15 protein-coding genes are annotated in these 22,672 nt (G+C 69.4%); 12 read left to right on the top strand and 3 right to left on the bottom strand.

Annotated elements, in window-relative coordinates:
* The first annotated feature begins 5 nt into the window (after positions 1-5).
* Positions 6-3,143, top strand: coding sequence for a family 78 glycoside hydrolase catalytic domain (locus tag ACIBG7_RS34095; protein WP_397338857.1), 3,138 nt, complete (start codon positions 6-8; stop codon positions 3,141-3,143).
* A gap of 449 nt (positions 3,144-3,592) precedes the next feature.
* Here ACIBG7_RS34095 and ACIBG7_RS34090 read toward each other — a convergent pair whose 3' ends face one another.
* On the bottom strand, positions 3,593-5,233 hold the full coding sequence (locus ACIBG7_RS34090; protein WP_397338856.1) for a copper resistance protein CopC: 1,641 nt from the start codon (positions 5,231-5,233) through the stop codon (positions 3,593-3,595).
* Positions 5,230-5,886, bottom strand: coding sequence for a YcnI family protein (locus ACIBG7_RS34085; RefSeq protein WP_397338855.1), 657 nt, complete (start codon positions 5,884-5,886; stop codon positions 5,230-5,232). The genes ACIBG7_RS34090 and ACIBG7_RS34085 overlap by 4 nt, the downstream gene beginning before the upstream one ends.
* 258 nt (positions 5,887-6,144) lie before the next feature.
* Between ACIBG7_RS34085 and ACIBG7_RS34080 the strand changes: the two genes are divergently transcribed.
* Complete coding sequence (locus ACIBG7_RS34080) at positions 6,145-6,369, top strand: tautomerase family protein (protein ID WP_357925719.1); 225 nt, start codon at positions 6,145-6,147, stop codon at positions 6,367-6,369.
* Positions 6,370-6,486: 117 nt separating this feature from the next.
* On the opposite strand, the gene ACIBG7_RS34075 is transcribed toward ACIBG7_RS34080, so the two are convergent.
* A complete protein-coding gene (locus ACIBG7_RS34075; protein ID WP_357925716.1) occupies positions 6,487-7,311 on the bottom strand; it encodes an IclR family transcriptional regulator in 825 nt (274 codons plus the stop codon).
* Between the two features lie 140 nt (positions 7,312-7,451).
* Here ACIBG7_RS34075 and kduI point away from each other — a divergent pair, with 140 nt between their 5' ends.
* From kduI to ACIBG7_RS34025, 10 genes are all read left to right on the top strand, one after another.
* Complete coding sequence (gene kduI, locus ACIBG7_RS34070; protein WP_357925713.1) at positions 7,452-8,267, top strand: 5-dehydro-4-deoxy-D-glucuronate isomerase; 816 nt, start codon at positions 7,452-7,454, stop codon at positions 8,265-8,267.
* Positions 8,264-9,019 (top strand): 2-dehydro-3-deoxy-D-gluconate 5-dehydrogenase KduD, encoded by a 756-nt coding sequence (kduD, locus tag ACIBG7_RS34065; protein WP_397338854.1) that lies wholly within the window; start codon positions 8,264-8,266, stop codon positions 9,017-9,019. The genes kduI and kduD overlap by 4 nt, the downstream gene beginning before the upstream one ends.
* A gap of 133 nt (positions 9,020-9,152) precedes the next feature.
* Entirely contained in the window at positions 9,153-10,238 is a 1,086-nt protein-coding gene (locus tag ACIBG7_RS34060) for a sugar ABC transporter substrate-binding protein (RefSeq protein WP_357925707.1), read from the top strand.
* The gene (locus ACIBG7_RS34055; RefSeq protein ID WP_397338853.1) at positions 10,235-11,236 is read left to right on the top strand and encodes an ABC transporter permease; all 1,002 of its coding nucleotides are present in this window, start codon (positions 10,235-10,237) and stop codon (positions 11,234-11,236) included. Before ACIBG7_RS34060 ends, ACIBG7_RS34055 begins: the two co-directional genes overlap by 4 nt.
* Positions 11,233-12,762: a sugar ABC transporter ATP-binding protein gene (locus ACIBG7_RS34050; RefSeq protein WP_397338852.1), complete on the top strand. Its 1,530-nt coding sequence runs from the start codon at positions 11,233-11,235 to the stop codon at positions 12,760-12,762. Before ACIBG7_RS34055 ends, ACIBG7_RS34050 begins: the two co-directional genes overlap by 4 nt.
* The gene (locus ACIBG7_RS34045) at positions 12,759-13,754 is read left to right on the top strand and encodes an ABC transporter permease (protein ID WP_397338851.1); all 996 of its coding nucleotides are present in this window, start codon (positions 12,759-12,761) and stop codon (positions 13,752-13,754) included. The genes ACIBG7_RS34050 and ACIBG7_RS34045 overlap by 4 nt, the downstream gene beginning before the upstream one ends.
* Before the next feature lie 25 nt (positions 13,755-13,779).
* A complete protein-coding gene (locus tag ACIBG7_RS34040) occupies positions 13,780-15,276 on the top strand; it encodes an aldehyde dehydrogenase family protein (RefSeq protein WP_397338850.1) in 1,497 nt (498 codons plus the stop codon).
* A 208-nt stretch (positions 15,277-15,484) separates the two neighbouring features.
* Complete coding sequence (locus ACIBG7_RS34035; protein WP_397338849.1) at positions 15,485-19,738, top strand: LamG-like jellyroll fold domain-containing protein; 4,254 nt, start codon at positions 15,485-15,487, stop codon at positions 19,736-19,738.
* Positions 19,739-20,587: 849 nt separating this feature from the next.
* Positions 20,588-21,688 carry an integrase core domain-containing protein gene (locus tag ACIBG7_RS34030; protein ID WP_397338848.1) on the top strand — a complete coding sequence of 367 codons (1,101 nt, stop codon included), beginning with the start codon at positions 20,588-20,590 and terminating at the stop codon, positions 21,686-21,688.
* 678 nt (positions 21,689-22,366) lie between these two features.
* Positions 22,367-22,567 carry a hypothetical protein gene (locus tag ACIBG7_RS34025; protein WP_397338847.1) on the top strand — a complete coding sequence of 67 codons (201 nt, stop codon included), beginning with the start codon at positions 22,367-22,369 and terminating at the stop codon, positions 22,565-22,567.
* Positions 22,568-22,672 lie beyond the last annotated feature (105 nt).

Below are 22,672 nucleotides of genomic sequence, written 5' to 3'. Positions count from 1 at the left end.
ACGCGGTGAACCATTCTCCCGGCCCTCTGGACCCCGTGGATCTCCGGGTGGAGGGCGAGGCCGAGCCGCTCGGCCTGGACGCGGACTTCCCGGCGTTCTCCTGGCGGCTGGCAGGCGAGGGCCGAGGCCGTACGCAGCGGGGCTATCGGATCACGGTGAAGGAGGAGGGGCGGCCGGGCAGCGTTTGGGACAGCGGTCCGGTGTCGTCGGAGCGCACGTACGGGATCGCCTACGGTGGCGCACCCCTGCGGCCCCGCACCCGCTATCACTGGCGGGTCAGGGTCGCCGACGAGCGCGGTACGTGGTCGGAGTGGAGCCCCTGGCACTGGTTCGAGACCGGGCTGGGCGACACCGCGGACTGGACCGCGGACTGGATCGGTGCGCCCGAGGAGCCCTTCTCGCCGCGCGTGCCGGCGCTGGAGAGCGTGCCGTACATCTGGGTGTCGGGGGAAGGCGGCCCCTCCCCCGCCACGTCCGCCGGCTTTCGCGCCCGCTTCACCGTGCCCTGTGATGCGCGCCCGCTGTCGGCCCGGCTGGTGGTCGGCGGCGCGGCGCAGGTTCATCTCAACGGTGCCGTCGCCGACGGGGAGATCGTCGACGGGGCGTTCCTCGCCGACGTCGGAGACCTGGTGGGCCCGGGCGAGAACGTGCTGGCGGTGCGGGCCGTCGCCCGCGAGGGCCGGCCGGGCGGCGTGTGCGCGCGGCTGGAGGTCGTGTTCGACGACCGCGCCGCGCAGCCGCAGCCCGCCGTGACGCTCACCTCCGACGGGCGGTGGCGCGGCTGCGCCGTACCCGCCGACGGTTTCGAGCGTCCCGGCTTCGACGACTCCGCGTGGCCGCGGGCCGACCAGGTCGGCCTGCACGGCGACCCGCCCTGGGGCCGCGAACCCGTCACCGACCGGCCCAGCCCGTACCTGCGCACGGAGTTCGACGTGCCGCGCCCCGTGCGCCGCGCCCGGCTGTACGCCTCCGCGCTCGGCGTCTACGAGCTGCACCTCAACGGCAGCCGGGTGGGAGCCGACCACCTCGCCCCCGGCTGGACCGACTACCGCCATCGCATCACCTACCAGTCCTACGACGTCACGGCGCTGATCGCCGAGGACGGCAACGCGCTCGGCGCCGTCCTGGCCGACGGCTGGTACGCCGGTCACCTCGGTTGGTTGGGTCCGTTCCAGTACGGCAGGCGCCCCGCCCTGCGAGCCGAGCTCCACCTCGACCACGACGACGGTTCGATCACCCGGGTGACGACCGGCACCGGCTGGCGCACGGGCAGCGGCGCGATCAGATACGCCGACCTGCAGAACGGCGAGCGCCAGGACCTTACGGCCGAACCCCAGGGCTGGACGGTCGCCGGGTTCGACGACTCCGCGTGGGCGCCGGCGGTCGCGGTCAGCCCGCCCTCGGGCACGGTGACCGCCGCCGTCGCTCCGCCCATCCGGGTCCACCAGGAGCTCGAGCCGGTCAAGGTGTGGCAGTCGCGGCCCGGAGTGTGGATCGCCGACTTCGGGCAGAACCTCGTCGGCTGGGTCCAGCTCACCGCACGCGCGAGCCGGGAGCGGCCCGTCATCATCCGCCATGCCGAGGTCCTCGAACACGACGGGGAGCTCCACCTGGCGAACCTGCGTTCGGCCAGGTCCGTGGACGAGTTCGTGGCCACGGGCGGCCCCCACGCCGAGACCTTCGAGCCCCGTTTCACCTTCCACGGCTTCCGCTACGCCGAGATCAGCGGGCTCGCCGGCCCGCTCACCCCTGAGGCGCTGCGGGCGCGGGTCGCCCACGCCGCGATGACGCCCGCGGGAGAGTTCGCCTGCTCCGACGAACGGCTCAACCAGTTGCAGCGCAACATCGTGTGGGGCCTGCGCGGCAACTTCCTGTCCGTCCCCACCGACTGCCCGCAGCGGGACGAGCGGCTCGGCTGGACGGGTGACATCTGGGCGTTCGCCCCCACCGCGCTGTTCAACTACGACGTGCGGGCGTTCCTGCGTAGCTGGCTCGTCGACGTGGTGGCTGCGCAGAGCGACGACGGCGCGATCAGCTTCGTGGCCCCCGACGTGCTGTCCGGACGCGGCGGCCCCAAGGCGGCGGGCTCCCCCGGCTGGGGAGACGCCATCGTGCTGGTCCCGTGGGCGATGCATCGCCTTACGGGAGATACCGCCGTCGTGGAGGCCTGCTACGAGCCGATGCGGCGCTGGCTGGACTACCTGGACGGACGGGCCTGCGGCGGCGTCTTCCCGGACGAGGGTTTCGGCGACTGGCTGAGCCTCGGGGCGGAGACGCCCAAACCCCTGGTCGGCACCGCGATAACCGCGTTGTCGGCCCGGCAGTTCGCCGAGCTGGCGGCGGCTCTGGACCGGCCCGAGGACGAGCGGGCTGCCCTCGACCTGTACACCCGCACGCGCCAGGCCTTCCGTGCCGAGTTCGTCTCAGGGCCGGGCGAGCTCGTGAGCGGCACCCAGACCGCCTACGCGCTGGCCATCGCGGCGGACCTGTTCGAGGAGCCGGAACTGGCACGAGCGGGCGCCCGGCTGGCCCGCGACGTTGAGGCCAGGGGCTGGCACCTGTCCACGGGCTTCCTGGGCACGCCGTACCTCCTGGACGCGCTGACCCGCACCGGCCACCTCGACGTGGCCTACCGGTTGCTGACGCAGGAGTCCTTCCCTTCCTGGCTGTATCCGATCGTGCACGGCGACGCCACGACCATGTGGGAGCGCTGGGACGGCTGGAGCGAGCACCGGGGTCTCCAGGATCCCGGCATGAACTCCTTCAACCACTACGCCTACGGCGCGGTCGGCGACTGGATGTACCGCACGATCGGCGGGCTGGTCGCGGCCGCTCCCGGCTACCGGCACCTCGTGGTCCGCCCGCGGCCGGGCGGCGGGATCACCTGGGCCACCACCACGCACCGCACCCCGCACGGGCCGGTGGAGATCGCCTGGCGCGCCGGGGACTCGAACTACGAGCTGGACGTCACCGTGCCGCCCACCTGCACCGCCGAGGTCTGGGTGGCCACGGAAGCCGCGGTCACCGAGAGCGGCCTGCCCGCCGAGCGGGCCCCCGGAGTGTCGCTCGTCCGCCGGGAAGAAGGCCATGCGGTCTTCTCGGTGGGGTCGGGCTCGTACTCCTTTCGCGCGACCTCGGGCTGAAGGGGCTTGCCAGTCAGATCCAAGCAGCGCTCCCAGGGTCCGCAGGAGCTGATCAGGACGACCCAGGGGAACAGGCGATGGCGGATCCTGTACTTCGGGCCGACCGCGCCGGAAGGCAAGGAAACCAACCGGGTCCAGACGATCACAGGGCGGCACTGGTTGCTACTTCCGCTTCTACGGCCCGCTGGAACCGTACTTCGACCGGACCTGGAAGCTCGGAGCCATCACCACTGCCTGACCTGGCACACCCTTCGACCAGCCAAGGCGTTGCCCGCATACAACTCCGGCAGGCACCGGCGACGCGAAGCGGAAACGAGAGAGCCCGACGCCATCCGCAGCGGTTGTCACTCAAAGTTCGTCGTACCCGGACACCTGGCCGACGGAGAAGATGTGCCGGTTACCAGAGAAGGTCGTCTTCAGAACGTGTATGGGGCGTGCCGTAGAGTCGATCATCCGTTGACATCGAACCTCAGCTCCGCCACGGGATTGACGAACTGGCTGACGCGCAGGGACACCTGCATCCGCCACGTTCCCGCTACCGGAAGCACGACCTGCGCGGTGTAGAAGCCCGCCGACGCCTGCGTCAGCGGGACGGCGCCCAGCGTCGCCGTGTCGGAGGCCAGCCGTACCACCGGCGGAGCCACGCCCTCGGCAGGTTCACCGGCGGCGGAGCGCAGCCGGAGGGTGAGGGTGCTGGGGCCACGGGTGAGCGGAGTGAGGGAAGCCTGCACCTTTATGTCGCCCAGTGCCGTGGTGTGGGTGTCGAGGTTGGACGCCGCTGGCGCGGGGTCTCCGTCGGGGCTGGTGTCGACCAGGATGCCGGTCAGGAGGAGTGCGGCAGCGAGGACCGCGCCCTCGATCGTGGTGGCGCGCACCACCGGCCGGGAGAGGCGTTGCCGGCTGGTGGTGGTTGAGGCCTGTTTGAGGCGCGGGAGGAGCGACCATCTGTTCCACGCCGCGATCGCGAGAGCGATCAGCACTATGGCGATCTTGGCCAGTAGCAGCCGGCCGTACTCGGTGCCGGTCAGCGTGGGCCAGGAACCGGAGATGCGCCACACGAGGAGCGATCCGGTGGCGACCAGCGCCAAGAGGACGGCGCTGGCCGTGGTGGAGAACCGGGTGAGCACCTCAGCCGCGACGGCGCCACGGGTCGAGAGGGCCGGCAGGGTGAGAGCGAGACCGGTGATTCCGCCGAGCCAGACGCTGCCCGCGAGGAGGTGCAGGGCGTCCACGCCGATGACGAGGAATTCGGGGCTCGCCGCGCGCGTGTGCCCGACCAGCGCGGGGGCTGTGACCGCGGCCGAGGCTGCCGCAACCGTCGCGAGGCGACGCGGTCGTGAGGCCGGCCCGTGTCCGAGCAGTGCCACAGCCAGCGCCAGGCCACCGGCGACGGTCGTGGCGACGGCGTACTCGGTGAGCGGCAGCGACGCCCAGGTCGCGCCTTCGAGGAGCAGGCCCGGCCCGCCGCCGAGCTGGTAGACCGCGGTGATCGGCAACGTGGTGAGCCACGCTCCGGCGGCGACGGCCGCGGCGGCACGCGCCGAGACGGTGACACGGCGCCGAGGGCGGTCGGCGTAGGACGCCGCAGGCAGGAACATGGCGGCGAACGCGACCAGCCCGGCGGCGAGCAGAAGGCCGAGGTAGCCTGCCGTACGGGCCAGTGTCAGTGGCCAGGAGACGTCGGAGACGTCGCCCGAGCCAGTCGGAGGCGGGGTGACGACAGTGGTCGGCGCGCCGACGGAGAAGGTGAGGGCGCCGCTGATCGGATGCCCGTCCGCGGAGACGACCCTCCAGGTGATCACGGTCGTGCCGGTGCCCAGCGGCGTGGAGAAGACGACGGCGAGCTCGGCACCCTTGACGCTGGGCTTGGCCGCGACCGGCTCGCCTTGCGAGCCGAAGACCTGGACACCGCCCGGGACGCCGCGTACCGCCTCATCGAACGTGAACCGGACGCGGCCGGGCGCGGTCTGCAGCACCGCCCCCTGGGCCGGATCGGTGCTGATGAGGTGCGCGTGTGCGTACGCCGGCTGAGGGAAGCCGAGCAGCACCGCTAAGGCGAAGGCCAGGATCACCGCCCGCCGGTTGATCATGTGAGGCGGCGCTGCCGGACGAGCGCCACGCCGCCGAGGGCCGAGCCGAGGGCGCCGAGCGCCAGCGCGGCGAGCGTCAAGACACCGCCCCCTCCCGAGGCGGACTGAGCGTGGTGGTGTGTGCCGCCGACGGGCTCGGAGACGACGAAGCTCGGCGCGGGCAGTTCGAGCTCTTCGACGTGCTGCCCGTCCTGTGGGACCTCTGCCCAGGCGGCTTCGCCACGCTCGCAGGTCTGAATGGTGGGAAAGACGAGCTTGGTCCCCTTCGCCGCAGGCAACGTGACCTCGAGCTCGAAGACCTCGCGGTAGCCGTCCGGCAGCGGGACCTCCGCACCGAACGTGACCGACGCGACCCGTTGCACGATCTGGTTGCCGTGGGCGTCCACGACCGGCGGGCTGACCGCTTCCATCTGCTTCGTGATCGTCCACCCCGCCGCCCGGGTGGGGGCCACCGAGGTGATCTGCGGCGGAAGCTGGATGGTGATCCTGGTCGTGGGCGAGTTCTCGCAGCCGTGCCCGACGCTGAACTGGAGTACGGCATGCGCCCCGGCCGCGGTCGTGGAAGGCGTGACGGTCACGTGGGCGCTCGCCGGGCACGCGGTGCCGAGGACGACGACGAGCGCAGCAGCACCGGCGTACACGAGGCGCCGCACCCGCGCCCTTCGAACAGATCCGCTGTCATTGCGCCGCATGTCGCATCCTCGCGCCTGAAGACGAGTCGGCTCGCCGGCGTTGCTCCGAGGGTTCGCCGAGCCAGGGGGTCGCTCCGATTCGACCAACAGGCTGAACCGATGTCAAGTATGTGAACCAGCAGAGCCGTACATTGCGCCGTCCCCTGGAGCGCTGTACCGTTCGTTCACATTAGTGAACGGAAGCCCGCATGCTGGACAGCCAGTCAGAGGGAGGACGTCATGCCCAACATCACCGTCGAACTGCTCGCGGGCCGGACGCTGGAGCAACGCAAGGCCTTCGCCCAGGCAGTGGCCGACCACGCCGTCGAGATCCTGGGAGCCCGCCGGCAGGACGTCCGCATGGTGTTCACCGAGATCACCGCTGACGACGTGGCCAACGGGGGCGTGCTCGCCAGCGAGGACGCGAGCCGGGCGGGCGTGCTGGCCAAGCTGAGCCAGGACTGACACCGCGCTCGTACGGCAAGCGCGACCAGCGGGCGGTATCGGAGAGTGAGAGTGACGGGGCTGACCTGCGGCAGGGTCAGCCCCGAAGTCGTTCCGCCGCCGAGGCGTGCGACCGGGTCAGCGCCCCAGCCTGTTGTCGCTCATCGCCGACAGGCGAGCCTTCACGCTCAGCAGCGTCTCGATGATCAGGTCCTCCCGGCCCTGCTTGAGGCGGCTGATCGGAACCGCGACGCTCAGCGCGTCGACCGATCGGCGGGAGAACGGCAGCGCCACCCCGAAGCAGCGCACGCCCAGGCACGACTCCTCGCTCTCCTCGGCGTACCCGAGCCTGGCCGCCTTGTCGATGATCGCCAGCAGGGCGTCCCGGTCCGTGACCGTCTGCGGGGTGATGGCCTTGATCTGCTGCGGGACCAGCGCATCGCGGACGTCTTCCGGCATCTCCGCGAGCATCGCCCGGCCGAGGGCCGTGCTGTAGGCGGGCAGCCGGCGGCCGACCGCCGAGTACATGCGCAACGGGTGCTTGGACTCGCGCTTCGCCGTGTAGATGATCTCGGAGCCTTCCAGCCGGCCCAGGTGCACCGTCTCCTCGGTGGCCGCGGCGATCTCGTCCATCACGGCCCTGGCTCGCGTCAGGACCGGATCGCCGTCGATGTAGGCCGAGCTGACGGTCAAGGTGTGCACCCCGAGCCGGTAGATGCTGCCCGTCTGGTCGGTGTCCAGCCAGCCGCGAGCGCACATGGTGCGCAGGAGCGCGTGCAGGCTGCTCTTGGGGATGCCGAGGCGCGTGGCGAGCTGCAGTTGGGTGCCCTCGCCGTGGGCGGCGATGTCGTCCAGGATGTCGAGGACGCGCGCGGCGGACTTGACCTGCGAGGTGGCAGAGCTGCCGTTGACCGTCTTGTCCGCGCCCACCGAGGCCTCCTTCTCAAGGGATCGATCAATCATGGTGCCTGCATCCGGCAGATACCAATAAACCACAGTTCACATATAAGGACTGACTTCCACGCCTTGACTCGCCATCAAGGCCACAGCTATCGTCGCGCTCAGTTCACATAGCAGAACTTGGTTCACATAAGGAGAAGGACTTGATCGAGGTAAGGTACTCCGCTTCGCCTGACAGCGTGGAGACGGCCACGAACGCGGACCTGCGGAAGAACTTCCTCGTGGACCGCCTGTTCCGCACCGGCGAGGTGCACGCGGTGTACACCCACGACGACCGGCTGGTGGTCGGGGGTGCGGTTCCCGCCGACCGGCAGCTCGAGCTGCCGGCCTGGGACGTCATCGGCACCCCCTCGCACCTGGCCGGCCGGGAGCTCGGCATCGTCAACGTCGGCCGGCCCGGCCATGTGCTGGTCAACGGGGACAAGTTCGAACTCCGCCATCTCGACGGGCTGTTCGTCGGCCTGGGCAACGAGGTCGTCTTCACCGGTCCTGACGCCGCGTTCTACTTCGTGTCCGCCCCGGCACACGCGGCGTACCCCACCACGTTGCTGAGCCACTCGGCGATCGACCCGGTCAAGCTGGGCACGCCGCAGGGCGCGAGCGAGCGCAGCCTCTACCGGTACGCCTGGGGCCAGGAGCTGCGGACCTCGGTGCTCCAGTTCGGCGTGACCGTCATCACCGAAGGTTCGGTCTGGAACACCTTCCCGCCGCACCTGCACGACCGGCGCACAGAGGTCTACCTGTACGTCGATCTCGACGAGAACGACCGGGTCTTCCACGTGATGGGGCATCCCGGCGCCTCTCGTCACCTCATCGTGCGCAACCGCGAGGCCGTCATCTCGCCGCCGTGGTCGATCCACTGCGGGGCCGGCACCGGCTCCTATGCCTTCATCTGGGCCATGGCCGGCGAGAACAACCAGTACACCGATCTCACGCCGGTGGCGCTGGAGGATCTATGAGCTCGCCGTTCGATCTGACCGGCCGCTGTGCCGTGGTGACCGGCGCGGGCCGGGGGCTGGGAAGCGCCGTCGCGCTGGGGCTCGCCCAGGCCGGGGCCGACCTGGTCCTCCTGGGCAGACCGGGAAGTCAGGCAGCCACCCGGGACCAGATCACCGGCCTTGGCCGCGCGGTGGAGGTCGTGGACCTCGACATCAGCGATCACGACGCCATCGGGCGAGCGGCCGCGGAGGTGAACCGCGATCGTCAGGTCGACATCCTGATCAACAACGCCGGCGTCATCGACCGCGAGGACTCGGTGGACGTCACCCAGGAGTCGTGGCATCGCGTCCTGGACGTGAACCTGCACGGCCTGTTCTTTCTCTGTCAGGCGTTCGGCCGCCCGATGACCGAGCGCGGGCAGGGAAAGATCGTCAACATCGCCAGCCTGCTGTCCTTCCAGGGTGGCATCCGCGTGGCGTCGTACACCGCCAGCAAGCACGGCGTCGCCGGCCTCACCAAGGCTCTGGCCAACGAGTGGGCCCGGCACGGCGTGCAGGTCAACGCCATCGCGCCCGGCTACATGAACACCGACAACACGACCGCGCTGCGGGCGGACCCGGATCGATCCCGGTCCATCCTCGAGCGCATCCCGGCCGGCCGCTGGGGGGACGCCTCCGACATCGCCGGAGCGGCCGTCTTCCTCAGCTCCGCCGCCGCCGACTACGTCAACGGCCATGTCCTGGTCGTCGACGGAGGCTGGATGGCCCGCTGACGCTGGCTTCCGGCGCGTCCATAACCGCAAAATACGACAGCACCTGTCGCCATCAGTCCCCCGACGACAGGTTTCTCTTCCCGTCGCGCCCCCCGCCGGCTCCCCCCGGCGCCGAAGAGATCGAGGATCACCCATGAAGATCAATACTCGCCCCACCGTGGTTTTACTGAGCCTCTCGCTCGCGGCCGCCGCCCTGACCGGCTGCAGCGAACAGGCGGCCGGAGGCGGCGACTCCGCCGGCGCGGCCGGCTGCAAGCCGGCTGACGTCAAACTCGTCGGTCAGGTCCGCAACGAGTCCAACCCGTACGAGGCCTCGTGGCTCACCGGCGGCGACGAGTTCGCCAAGACGGTCGGTCTCACCCAGCAGCGCCTCACCTACGGCGGCGACTCCACCAAGCAGCAGGAGCAGATCAGCCAGCTCCTCGCCGGCGACACCAAGTGCCTGGTCATGAACGTGCTGCCGAACGGCGACTCCGACACCACGGCGATCGTCAAGGGCGCCGACAAGGCCGGCGCCTACCTCGTCACGCAGTGGAACAAGCCGGCCGACCTGAAGCCGGCCGACTACAAGACGTGGATCAGCCACATCACCTACAACGGCGTCGAGTCGGGCCGGCAGATCGGTGACGCGCTCGCCAAGGCGATCGGCGGGCAGGGAGGCATCATCGCGCTGCAAGGCGTGCTGGACACCGCGGCCGCGAAGGACCGGTTCGCCGGTCTCCAGGAGTCGCTCAAGAAGAATCCCGGTGTGGAGCTGCTCGACCAGCAGACCGCCAACTTCTCCCGTGCCGAGGCGCGTACGGTGACCCAGACGCTGCTCACCAAGCACGGCGACAAGGTCAAGGGCATCTGGACCGCCAACGACGACATGGCGCTCGGCGCGCTGGAAGCACTCCAGCAGGCGGGCAAGGCCGGGCAGGTGGCGGTCGTCGGGATCGACGCCGTTCCTGACGCGGTCAAGGCGGTACAGGACGGATCCATGACCGCCACCGTCTCCAGCGACGGTAGCTGGCAGGGCGGGATCGGCCTGGCGATCGGCTTCTGCGTGGCCACCGGCAAGCTGGCGGTGAAGGACCTGCCCGCTGCCAATCGCGCCTTCTTCGCCGAGCAGTTCCTGGTGACGAAGGAGAACGCCGCCAGCTTCGCACAGCCGAAGACGAACCCGTCCGACTTCGAGTGCGGCAACGTCTTCAAGCGTGTGGCCGGGGCCTTGACGTGACGTTGGCATCCGAGGTCGCCTCCGTGCCTCGCCGCATCTCCAGGCGAGGCGCGTCGTTACGAGACGCCGGTCCACCGGTCGCCCTGGCCGTCATCTTCCTGATGTTCGCGGTGCTGAGCCCGCGGTTCCGCAGCATCGAGAACGTCCAGAACATCGTCGACGCCGCCGCGGTGCTCGCCGTCGTCACCTGCGGCATCACGTTCGTGCTGGTGATGGGCTCCATCGACCTCTCGGCCGCGGGAGTGATGGGCGCTTCCGCCCTGACCGTGTCGCTCCTGGTGGCCAACAATCGCAACGACAACGACCTCGGACTTCTCGGGATCGGGGTCGCCGTCCTGCTGGGCTGCGCGTTCGGCTGCCTGAGCGGGCTCGCCCTGGTCCTGCTGAAGGTGCCCTCGTTCATGGCGACGCTGGGGGTGTCGGCCGTCGGGCTCGGCGTGGCGACCCTCTTGTTCGCCGGCGTCCAGCCCAACATCTCCGACCCCATGCTCAAGGGCTGGGCGATCGAGCGCTTACTGGGGCTGTCCTATCTCACCTGGATCGCCGCCGCGTGCGTTCTGGCGGGCTGGCTGGTCCAGCGCTACACCCGGCTCGGCCGGTACGCGTTCGCGATCGGCGGCGCCGAGGAAGTGCTCGCCCTTTCCGGCGTCAGGGTGAAACCGTACAAGGTCGCGGTCTTCGCCGTCGCCGGCGCCTTCTACGGCCTTGCCGGAGTCATGGTGACCAGCCAGCTCGGGGCCGGTCTCGTCCAGGCCGGCAGCGGATACGACTTCTCCGCCATCACCGCTGCCGTCGTCGGCGGGACCCTGCTCACCGGGGGCCGGGGCGGCGTCCTGCACTCCGCCGTGGGCGTCCTGCTCGTCGTGGTCCTCACGAACGGTCTGGTGCAGATCGGGGTCAGCCCGTACTGGCAGGGCGGGGTCGAGGGGCTCATCGTCGTGGCCGCGGTGGCGGCCGCCGTCATCCCCCAGCGTCGCAGAAACCAGGTGGTCAAGTGAGCGTCCCAGCCTCGACACCGGCGTTGGAGGTCCGCGGCCTGGTCAAGCACTATCCGGGGGTGAAGGCCCTCGACGGTGTCGACCTGGTCGTCCGCCAGCACGAAGTCCTCGGCCTGGTCGGTGAGAACGGGGCCGGCAAGTCCACCCTGCTCAAGGCACTGGTCGGCCTGGTCGTCCCCGACGCCGGCGAGATCCGGGTCCGCGGCGAGGCGGTCAAGCTGCGCAGCGTCGTCGATGCCGCCGACCACGGCATCGGCATGGTGTTCCAGGAGCAGTCGCTGGTGCCGAACCTGACCGCGGCGGAGAACATCCTCCTCGGCGGGGAAGGGCCGGGAGTCCGCCGGGGCGTCTATCGCTGGGACACCATGCGCCGCCTGGCCCAGGAGCAGCTAGACAAGATCGGCTCGACCATCGACCCGATGGTCCGCACCGACGCGCTGTCCTTCGCCGACCGGCAGATGGTCGAGATCGCGAAGGTGCTGCGCATCGAGCAGCGGAGCCAGCACCCGCCGGTGATCGTCCTGGACGAGCCGACGTCGGTGCTGGAGTCCAAGGAGATCGAGACCCTGTTCGCGCAGATCCGCCGGCTGCGCGAGTTCGCCTCGGTCGTCTTCGTCTCCCATCGCCTCGACGAGGTGCTGGAGGTGTGCGACCGGGTGGCTGTGCTCCGCAACGGCCGGTCGGTCGGCGAGGTCGCCGCGGCCGGAGCCGTCCCCCGCGAGCTGCACCGGATGATGATCGGGTCCACCGGGTCGGACGACCACTACCACGAGAACGCCGCGGCCGTCGTCGAGCCGGGGCAGCCTCGGCTGGCCGTACGCGGGCTGTCGGGTTCGTCGTTCAAGGACATCGACCTGGACGTCGCGGCAGGAGAGATCGTGGCGATCGTCGGCGTCCACGGATCCGGCCGGGAGGACGTCTGCCGCGCCCTGTTCGGCGCCGAGCCGGTCACCGCCGGCGAGATCCGGATGGACGGCAACCAGGTCAAGATCTCCGGCACGCGCGCCGCCTGCGCCGCCGGCATCGGCTACGTCCCGGCCGAACGCAAGACGGAAGGCATGGTCGGTCCGCTGTCGGTGGCCGAGAACATGACCCTGGCCAAGCAGCGGGCCCGGTGCGCGGGCCCCTTCGTGGCGCCCAGGAAACAGGCCGCGCTGGTGGACCGCTGGATCGAGCGGCTGTCCATCCGGACGCCAGGTCGTGACACCCCCATCCAGCGGCTGTCCGGCGGCAACCAGCAGAAGGTCGTCCTGGCCCGCTGGCTGGTCGGCGGCGACATCCGCCTGCTCCTGCTGGACCACCCGACGCGAGGCCTGGACATCGGCGCCCGCTCGGAGGTGTACCGGCTGATGCGGGAGCTCGCGGCGAGCGGGGTCGCCATCGTACTGCTGGCCGACAGCCTCGAGGAGGCCATCGGCATGGCCGACCGCATCCTGGTCATGAACGACGGGCGGGTCGTTTCCGAGGTCGCCTGCCCGGCCGGCGGCAAGCCGAGCCCTCTGGACCTCGTGAAAGAGATGCTATGAGCACCCCCATCACCCTGAAGCCGGCCGCCGAGCCGGCCACCGGTGACAGCGGCCCCCGGCTGGGCCGGCGGCTCACTGGATTCATGCCGATCATCGCCCTGGTGGCGCTGGTGGCCGCCCTGGCCGTCGCCGACCCGGGCTTCCTGACGCAGCGGAGTCTGACCGCGGTGGCCCGTACGGCTGCGCCGCTCATCGTGCTCGCCGCGGCGGCGACGCTCATCGTCCTCTGCGGCGGGATCGATCTGTCGATCGCGGCGATGGCCTCGCTGTCCACCGTCCTGCTGGCCCTGTGGCTGCCGCACCTCGGAGGCCTGGCCACACCCGTGGTCATCCTCGCCGCGGCGGCCATCGGCGCGGTGCAGGGGGTGGCGCATGTTTTGCTCCGAATACCCTCCTTCATCGTCACCCTGGGCGGGATGAGCATCCTGTCCGCCGTCGCCCTCGTCGTCTCCGGCGCCGGCACCGTGCGGGTGGTGGACGACTCGACGGTCAAGTGGCTCGAGCTCTACGTCGGCGGCTACGTGCCGATGTCCTTCGTGATGGCCCTCGTCGTGGTCGCCCTCATCGCCTTGACGCTGAAGCTCACCCCGCTGCGAAGCTGGATCTCCGCCACGGGGTACTCCGAATCGGCCGCGCGGCTGGCCGGCACACCGGTCGACCTGGTCAAGATCGGCGCGTTCGCCGTCTCCGGCGCCGGCGCCGGGTTCGCCGCGATCATGCTGGTCTCCCGCCAGTACAGCGGCGGTCCCACGATGGCCGACAACCTGCTTCTGCCGGCGGTCGCGGCGATCGTCGTCGGCGGCACCGCCATCACCGGTGGTCACGGCAGCGTGTGGCGAAGCCTGGCCGGCGCGCTGGTCGTGACGCTGCTCCGGGTCGGCCTGCCGATCGTCGGCGTCCCGTCCGCCTACGAGCAGATCCTTTACGGCGTCATCATCGTCGTCGCCGTCACCCTCACCCTCGACTGGTCGAAAGTGTCGATCAGCAAGTAGTCCGGACTGTCCATGGAAGGCCGTCATGTCCCACGAGAACTCCCTGCTCCTGCCTGCCGTACGATCGTTCCTCTCCTCGCCCAAGCAGTTGCTCATCGGCGGCGAGTGGGTGGACGCGAAGGACGGCAGGACGTTCGCCACCGTCAACCCGTCGACCGAGGAGTTACTGGTCGAGGTCGCGCACGCGTCCGCCGCGGACGTGGACCGCGCGGTCGTGGCCGCTCGCACGGCTTTCGAGTCCCCGTCCCCGTGGTCGAGAATGACCCCGCGTGACCGTTCCCACCTGCTGTGGCGCATCGGCGATCTCATCGACGCCCATCGCGACGAGTTCGCCCAACTGGAGGCGCTCGACAACGGCAAGCGCGTCGAAGCGGCCCGGGACGGTGACGTGGCCGTCTCCGCCGAGCTCTTCCGGTACTTCGCGGGCTGGGCGACCAAGATGGAGGGCACGACCATCCCGATGTCCGTGCCGGGGCGCGAGTTCCACGCGTACACCCGCCGCGAGGCGGTCGGCGTCGTCGCGGGCATCGTGCCGTGGAACTTCCCCTTGCTGATGGCGTGCTTCAAGATCGTCCCGGCCCTCACCGCGGGCAACACCGTCATCCTCAAGCCGGCCGAGCAGACGCCGCTGACGGCGCTGCGCCTCGGCGAGCTCCTGCTCGAGGCGGGCGTGCCCGCCGGTGTGGTGAACATCCTGCCCGGCTTCGGTGACACCGGGGCCGCGCTGGTCGACCATCCTGGCGTCGACAAGGTCGCGTTCACCGGCAGCACCGAGGTCGGCAAGAAGATCGCGGCCGCGGCCTCGGGCAACCTCAAGAAGGTCTCCCTCGAGCTCGGTGGCAAGGCGCCCAACATCGTGTTCAACGACGCGGACATCGACGCCGCCATCGCCGGCGCGGTGCTCGGCGGGTACTTCAACGAGGGGCAGTGCTGCGTCAACGGCTCGCGCCTCTACGTCCAGCGCGGTGTCTTCGACCAGGTCGTCGAAGGCGTGGCCGCCGCCGCGCGGGCGATCAGGGTGGGCGACGGCTTCGACCCGGCCTCGCAGATGGGGCCGCTGGTCTCCCGGGAGCAGCACGAGAAGGTGCTGGGCTACATCCGTGGCGCGCTTCAGGAGGGTGCCGTGCTGAACGCGGGAAGCGCCGACGCCGTCGGCGATCGCGGCTTCTTCGTGTCGCCGACGCTCATCACCTCGGTGAACGAGCGGATGGCGGTGCAGACCGACGAGATCTTCGGCCCGGTCGTGACGGCGCTACCCTTCGACACCGAGGACGAGGTGGTCGCGGCGGCGAACAACACGGTCTACGGGCTCGCCGCGGGCGTCTGGTCGAAGGACATCGGCACGGCGCACCGCGTCGGCGCCCGGCTGCGGGCCGGCACGGTGTGGCTCAACACCTGGCACGCCGACGATGTCACCCTGCCTCGCGGCGGCTTCAAGCAGTCCGGGTGGGGACGCGAGCTCGGGTCCTTCGGACTGGACGACTACACCGAGCTGAAGACCGTCATCGCCGAACTGCGCTGAGACCACCTTGACGATGTAGGCCCCCGGAAGAGCTCCGGCGGGCCTATTTCGTTTATACCGCCAGCAGTTCACATATAGAAACTCAGCAATAAACACGTTCATGTAGGTGGACCCAGTTCTTGACGATGCATTCCTTTCGGCATAACTTCGGGGCGCCGTGGTGGTTAGCCCACCTCCGCCACCCCCCCCGTCTGCCTCAAGGATCCCCATGAAAGTGCCCCGCCTCTTATCCAGCCCGACCACCGCGGCGTTCGTCGCGTTGCTGGTCGCCCTAGCCGGGTTGACGGTCTCCGCGGCCCCAGCCCTCGCCGCCCCAGACAACGACGGGCGGCTCAGCATCCTGCTGTTCTACAAGTCCAACTTCCACGCCTCCCACGTGCAGGCACGGCAGGCCGTACGCGACCTGGCCACCCAGCTCGGCACCCAGTACGGCCAGCCGGTCGACATCCAGGAGACCGACGACCCGGCGGCCTTCAACACCGCCAACCTCGCCATCCGTGACACCGTGGTCTTCGCCCAGACCGGTGGTGTGCTGTTCGACGCGGCACAGCGCGCCGCGCTCGAAAGCTACATCCGTGGCGGCGGCGGATTCATGGGGCTGCACTACACCGGCTGGTCGGTCGGCGAGAGCGAGCACGACGTCAACTCGTTCTACGCCCGCCTCGTCGGCGCCGTCTCCGAAGGGCACCCGGAGAACCCGGGGGTACGGCCTGGCCGCGTGTTCGTGACGAACACCAGCCATCCGCTCACGCAGGGCGTGACGGCCAGCCTCACCCGCAGCGACGAGTGGTACGACTGGGTCGTCAACCCGGCTCCCTGGGTGCGCACCCTGATCGAGGCCGACGAGACCTCGTACGGCATGGGCCGGCAGGGCTCCATGCACCCGGTCACCTGGTGCCAGCAGATCGACTCCGGCCGGTCCTGGTACACCTCCATGGGGCACGAGGGCACCGCCTACGGCGAGGCGTACATGCGCGCCCAGATGAAGAACGGTCTGGCCTACGCCGCCAAGCTGCTGGCCGCGGACTGCTCGCCGCCGGTGAAGGACCAGGCCGGCGCCTGGAGCGGCGTCACGCCCTGGCCGCTGGTCCCGATCAACATGGCGCTGACCTCTGACGGCAGGGTGCAGTCGTTCGGGAGCGTCGGCGGCTGGGGGAACGACACCACGCCCTACGACTGGACCGGCAACGACTCGGTCACCCAGGGCGGCCAGATGGAGGTCGACATCTGGAACCCGGCCACCCCGCGCACGCTGGCCAACCTGCGCAGCGGCATCCTCCCGAACACCACCTACACCGATCTGTTCTGCGCCATGCAGGTGCAGAGCCCGCACGACCACTCCACCATGACGGTCGGCGGCGACGACGGCATGGGCGGGAACGCGCCCAACGACGGCGCGATCGGCGTCACGAGCTACACCACCAACAACGGGCTGCAGAACGAGGCGCCCATGAACTTCCCCCGGTGGTACCCGACGGGCACCACCATGCCCAACGGCGACATCGTCGTCCAGGGTGGAAGCCTCACCGGCGGGCCCGGCGGGCGCGGTGTCCTCACTCCGGAGATCTACACCCCGGAACAGGGCTCGGGCTGGAAGAAGCTCGACGGCGCCAGGAGCCCGGCCGCCTACGGTGACGGCGGCACCGACCACGCGGGCGCGGACGAGAACCGCTGGTGGTACCCGCGCGCGTTCGTCGCCCCGACGACCGGCACGCTGTTCAACATCAGCGGCACGCAGATGTTCGAGCTGAACCCCGCCGGCAACGGCGGCACCGGCCAGCTGACCCTGCGTGGCACGCTGCCGGCGAACATCGCCAGTCAGGGCGCCAACGGCAACCCGGTCGGCGCCACCTCCACGGCCACGATGTTCCGCCCCGGCAAGATCCTCCAGGTCGGCGGCGGCTGGTGGGCCAACGGCGGCGGTCCGGACGGCGCCCGTGCCGGCTTCGTCGTCGACATCACCGGCGGCACCGCCAACCCGGTCATCACCGCGACCAAGCCGATGAAGTACCAGCGCCACTGGGCGACCTCGACGCTCCTGCCCGATGGCAGGGTGCTGGTCACCGGCGGCGGCCGGGAGAACAACGGCAACGGCGGATACGTCACCAACCCGGAGATCTGGGACCCGGTTACCGGCAACTGGACCGAGGTCGTCCTTCCGCACGAGCGGGCCCGGCTCTACCACTCCACCGCTCTGCTGCTGCCCGACGGCCGCGTGATGGTCGGCGGCGGCGGCGCTCCCGGCCCGCGCAACTACACGGACGTGGAGTACTACTCGCCGGGGTACCTGTTCAACGGGGACCAGGCCGCTCCGCGACCGGTGATCAGCGCCGCCCCGCAGAAGATCGGTTACAACGGCACCTTCCAGATCACCGCGACCGGTACGGTCTCCCGGGTCACGCTGGTCCGCAACGGCTCCGTGACGCACGGGTTCAACAACGACCAGAACTTCCAGGACCTCGCGTTCAGCCAGTCCGGTGGCACGGTGAGCATCACCTCGCCGCTCAACGGCAACTACGCCCCGCCCGGGTCGTACATGCTGTTCGTCTGGGACAACACCGGCACCCCGTCGGTCGCGAAGATCGTGAAGATCGACCCTTCGGTGATCATGACCCAGTTGAACCCGCGGGTGGTGGACCAGTTCGAGTACCCGCGCCTGCCCGCCGAGTGGCGTACCAACAACCCCCCGGCCACGGTCGACGTCGCCCCCGGCAACTCCCGGATGGTTCCCTGGGCCGTGACGAGCCAGGTCCAGCTCGTGCGCGGCAACGCCACCGGTCAGGGCGGCCTCGGCTACACGGGATACCAGCTCGCTCTGGGCGGCTCGGGCAACCTCAGCCGCACGGTCAGCGATCTCACCCCTGGAAGCACCTACCGGATCTCGCTGCGTTACGCCCGCGACGCCCGGACGTCCGGGAGCGCCGCGGCGACAGGCACGCTGTCGATCGGCAACCTGAACGCGACGCTCACCGCCACCACAGCCCTGCCGTCGACCGCCGCCTACGGCACGTACGTCGGCACCTTCACCGCCGCGACGGCCTCCCAGGTGCTCACCCTGCGAGGGACCGCCGGCGGCCTGATGATCGACGATCTGGTGATCGTGGGCGACAACCCACCGCCGCCGGCCACCGGCATCCCGATCCGGTACGAGTTCGAAGAGGGCACGGGTACCACCGCCGCCAACACCGGTACGGCAGGCGCGGTCGGCGCCGCCGCTCTGACCGGAACCACGGGCTGGTCCGCCAACGGCGTGCTCGGCAAGGCGGTCAACCTGCCCGGCGGCAGCACCGCCAACGCGGTGGACCTGCCGGACAACCTGCTCCAGGGCGCGGCGAACTTCTCCACCGCGCTCTGGGTACGCCCCGACGTGAAGAACAACTGGACCGGCCTGTTCCACCTCGGTGACGGGCTCGGCTCGGCCGGAAGCTACTACCAGATCCAGATGCAGACCCAGGCGAGCGGGAGCACCGGGCTCGCCGTCACCTTCAAGGGCAAGACCGGCCCCGAGGAGAGGGTCCACGCCAGCCCGGCGCAGGACGTGGTCGCCAACCAGTGGAACCACGTCGCCTTCACCCGCCAGGGCCCGATCGGCACGCTGTACCTCAACGGCCAGGTCATCGCGACGCGTACCGACCTGACCGTCGGCATGACCGAGGTCGGCCCGACGACCAACAACTGGCTGGGCCGCAACGGATATCCCGACGCGGCCTTCGACGGCCTGATCGACGACGTCCGGTTGTACACCTCCACCCTGACCGCGGCGGACGTCGCGGGCATGTACAACGAAGGCGTCTCCGTCCGCTACACCTTCGACGAAGGCACGGGCACCGCCGCCGCGAACACCGGCGCGAAGTCGTCGATCGGGGCGGCGACGTTGCTGGGTACTACGTCGTGGAGCACGGCCGGTCGCCACGGCCCCGCGGTGAGCCTGCCCGGCGGCGCGGCGACCTCCGGCAACGAGGTCCGGCTCCCCGACAACATCGAGGCAGGCCTGACCAACCAGTTCACCGTGTCCTTCTGGGCCCGTCCCGACACACTGCCGAACTGGGTGCCACTGGTCCAGATCGGCAGCAGCACGGACACCTTCTTCCTGCTCCAGTCAGCCACGACCGGCGGAACCACCGGCTTCGGCGCCACCTTCAAGGCCCCTGGGGTGGCCACCCAGGAACGGCTCCTGCTGGGAGCAGGCAAAGACCTGCCACGCAATACGTGGACGCATGTGACGTTCACGCAGAACGGCTCAGTCGGGAAGATCTACTTCAACGGCGTCCTCCAGGCCACCCGCAACGATTTCACCATCAGCATCGGCGACGTGGGCGTGGGCGGTAACACCACGGCCAACTTCCTCGGCGGGACGAGCTGGGGCGACTCCAGGTTCGACGGCCTGATCGACGACTTCCGTCTGTACAGCTACGAGCTCACCGCGGAGCAGGTGACACAACTGCACGCGGGCCGCCGATGAGCGCGCCGTCCTGGTAGGACACACACTTGGGCCTCGGAAAGCCTTCCGGGGCCCAAGTCGTGCGCGCTGCAGACGCTTTCACCAGGGAACGCTCGGTAAACGCGTGATCGCGGGTAGGCGCGCATCGCTGCTGATAGGCGGTGGCATCGGATGCCGGCTCGCGGCCGGATGGTCACGCCATCGTGTCGCTAAGACAAACCCCCTACCGCGGCCTCGTCGTCGCTGGTCGCGGCGGCCAAGCCGCGCGTGAGCACGCCGAGCTCGATGCGTTCGCCGACGACAGCCGACACGAGGCGGCGCTGCGTGCCGAAGCCGATGGGGAAGCCGTCGGCCCACCGGCCCTAGGCCCAAGGCTGGTCCCGGCCCGGCGCCTCGCTGCCGCCGGCTACATCTGGGCCTTCGCCTCCCCGCGATCCCCCGGCGCTCGTTCGCACTACGACCACCGACGCACCCAAAGGCGACAGGCACACCAGCGCTCTGCGCAACACCTTCAACCGCATGCTCGGCTGCCTACACCACTGCCTCCACAAGGGCACGCCCTACAACGAGGAAGCCGCCTTCCGCAGCCGCGAAGCGATCGCCGCTTGATGACTTGCATAGATCGGATGTCCGCGACCGTCGGATTAGAAGCAAGATCCGTTGATAGGCGAATGTGTCCGCTGATGCCGATCTGTGCGACAAAGCGCCAGATTGCGTGTCTCCCAGTGCCCAACGATGACGCCGTATGCCCGGGGCCCTGCGCCTGCCGATAATCCCGTCCGACCAGGTGAGGGCCTTGCGAAGCCCCGGACGGCATAGGTGGTCTCCACTCGTTAGTGGAGGAGGATTGTTGCGGCATGATGATCGTTCGTGCTTCTTCGTCTGGCCTATCTGACCGTCACGAACGCCTTCGTCGCGCTACGGCTGCTACCGATGAGTGATCGTGACAAGGATGTCGAGATTCTCGCTCTGCGTCATCAGGTCATGGTCTTGGAACGGCAGTTGGGCGCCGATGTGCGGGTGAGGTTCGCTCCCGAGGACCGCTTCTTCCTGGCGGGGCTCCTGTCCTCACTGCCGCGTGCGCTCCTGCGCAGGCTGCGGCTTGTTGTCCGCCCGGACACCATCCTGCGCTGGCACCGCCAGATCGTGAAACGCCGGCATGCCCGGGCCTGCCGGCCGAAGCGACGAGGACGTCCGCCCACGGTCCGCTCCATCCGCGCGCTCGTGCTGCGTCTGGTCCGGGAGAATCCGTCCTGGGGATATCGGCGCGTGCATGGGGAGCTGGCCACGCTCGGCCTCAAGGTCGCGCCGTCCACGGTCTGGGAGATCCTCCAGCGGGAAGGTATCGACCCTGCACCCGAGCGAGCTTCCACCACCTGGGCCGACTTCCTGCGATCACAAGCTGACGCGCTCCTGGCATGCGACTTCATCGAAACCGTCACGCTTACCGGGCAGCGCCAGTACATCCTGGCCGTCATCGAGCACGCCACCAGACGCATCCGCGTGCTCGGCACCACCGCCCACCCCACCGCCGCCTGGGTCAGCCAGACGATCAGGAACCTCGTCATGGACCTGGAGGACGCACGCTGCCGGGCACGGCTCCTGATCCGCGACCGAGACGGCAAGTTCCCCGCACTCGTGAACGAGATCCTCGCCGACGTTGGTATCCAGACCGTACTCACCGGCATCCGGATGCCACGCATGAACTCCATCATGGAGCGATGGGTGCAGACCTGCCGCCGCGAACTCCTGGACCGCTGCCTGATCTGGAACGAACACCACCTACGCCACGCCCTGGCCGAGTACGAACGCTTCTACAACGAGCACCGCGCTCACCAGGCCCTCGACCAGGCGGCTCCACTCCGCGCCGTCCCCGACCCGATCACCGAACCGGCACGCGTCATCGACCTGAACGTCCGGCGACGTGACCGGCTCGGCGGCATTCTCCACGAATACTCACATGCCGCTTGAGCTGCACGGGCGTAATTTTCGGCAGGCGCACAGTTGAGCCCGTCCCAAGCTGAAACCGGACCGCCACCACCAGTCGACCTGGCAATCCATCGGGTCCACCGCAAGCCCATACTCGGCCGTCTCGTCAACGAGTACCAGATCGCCAGCTAACGCACCAAGAATCCGCAGGTCAGACATCGAATCCTATTTTTGAGCCCCACAGGCTGAAGTACCCCCGCTCGACGTCAACGGCACCATCAACCCCCGCCACTGGGAAGAGCCGCTGCGGGCCATCATCGCCAACTGGGCCTCCTGATAAGCGCAAAGGCGAGCCGGATGGCGTGACGCTTCCTTGTCCTCGGACTCCCGAAGCTACGGCAGTCCGAGGCCTTCGTACTGGCACCCCATCCGTCAGCGGTCGTGCTGTGCCCGCTGATCGGCGTTCGGCGTAGAGGGTTCTCGGCCGAGGATGGCTCCGGTCATCAACGCCTTGGAGAAGTCGGCGTCTCCGAGCTCGGCCTGATCCGGCAGCCGGCATCCTCGCACGGTGCATCGAGGCCGAGCCTCGCCACGCCCAACTCATGGGGCATAACCCGCGTCCTACCTGTTTGCGAGGCATCGGCGGTACGTTTCCATCCAAGTCTTTCCAGACGGGCGACAGACCCGTGCCTCTCGCCCCGACGAGGTCAGGACCTTCCGGTGACCGAGCGGCGATTTCAACGAGATGGGTACGGCATGGTCGACACCGTATCCGGCGACGAGTTCTCCCGTTTCCTGGCAGGTCGACCTGAGGGTCACCTTGACCGTGACAGTGGCAGCCGATTCAACCGCCTCACTCTGTTCGACCACCGTGCAGACAATGCCTTCATGCCCGGATCCATCGGCGTGCACGATGAGTGAGGACTGTCCGGGTGCCCCTTCGACGACCGAGATCGGTGCATCGAAGGGTCTACCCGGGTCCTGCGCGCAGGCGGAGGCGAACACGACAAGAGTCAGGGCTGAGCC

The sequence above is a fragment of the Nonomuraea sp. NPDC050328 genome (assembly GCF_044459405.1).
Taxonomy (GTDB): Bacteria; Actinomycetota; Actinomycetes; order Streptosporangiales; family Streptosporangiaceae; genus Nonomuraea.
This window is presented reverse-complemented; position numbering and strand designations above follow the sequence as displayed.

Excerpts from the sequence above, each read along its gene's own strand:
- ACIBG7_RS34090 (WP_397338856.1), bottom strand. The coding sequence starts at position 5,233 with ATGATCAACCGGCGGGCGGTGATCCTGGCCTTCGCCTTAGCGGTGCTG.
- ACIBG7_RS34080 (WP_357925719.1), top strand. The coding sequence starts at position 6,145 with ATGCCCAACATCACCGTCGAACTGCTCGCGGGCCGGACGCTGGAGCAA.
- ACIBG7_RS34075 (WP_357925716.1), bottom strand. The coding sequence starts at position 7,311 with ATGATTGATCGATCCCTTGAGAAGGAGGCCTCGGTGGGCGCGGACAAG.
- kduD (WP_397338854.1), top strand. The coding sequence starts at position 8,264 with ATGAGCTCGCCGTTCGATCTGACCGGCCGCTGTGCCGTGGTGACCGGC.
- ACIBG7_RS34060 (WP_357925707.1), top strand. The coding sequence starts at position 9,153 with ATGAAGATCAATACTCGCCCCACCGTGGTTTTACTGAGCCTCTCGCTC.
- ACIBG7_RS34045 (WP_397338851.1), top strand. The coding sequence starts at position 12,759 with ATGAGCACCCCCATCACCCTGAAGCCGGCCGCCGAGCCGGCCACCGGT.
- ACIBG7_RS34040 (WP_397338850.1), top strand. The coding sequence starts at position 13,780 with ATGTCCCACGAGAACTCCCTGCTCCTGCCTGCCGTACGATCGTTCCTC.
- ACIBG7_RS34035 (WP_397338849.1), top strand. The coding sequence starts at position 15,485 with ATGAAAGTGCCCCGCCTCTTATCCAGCCCGACCACCGCGGCGTTCGTC.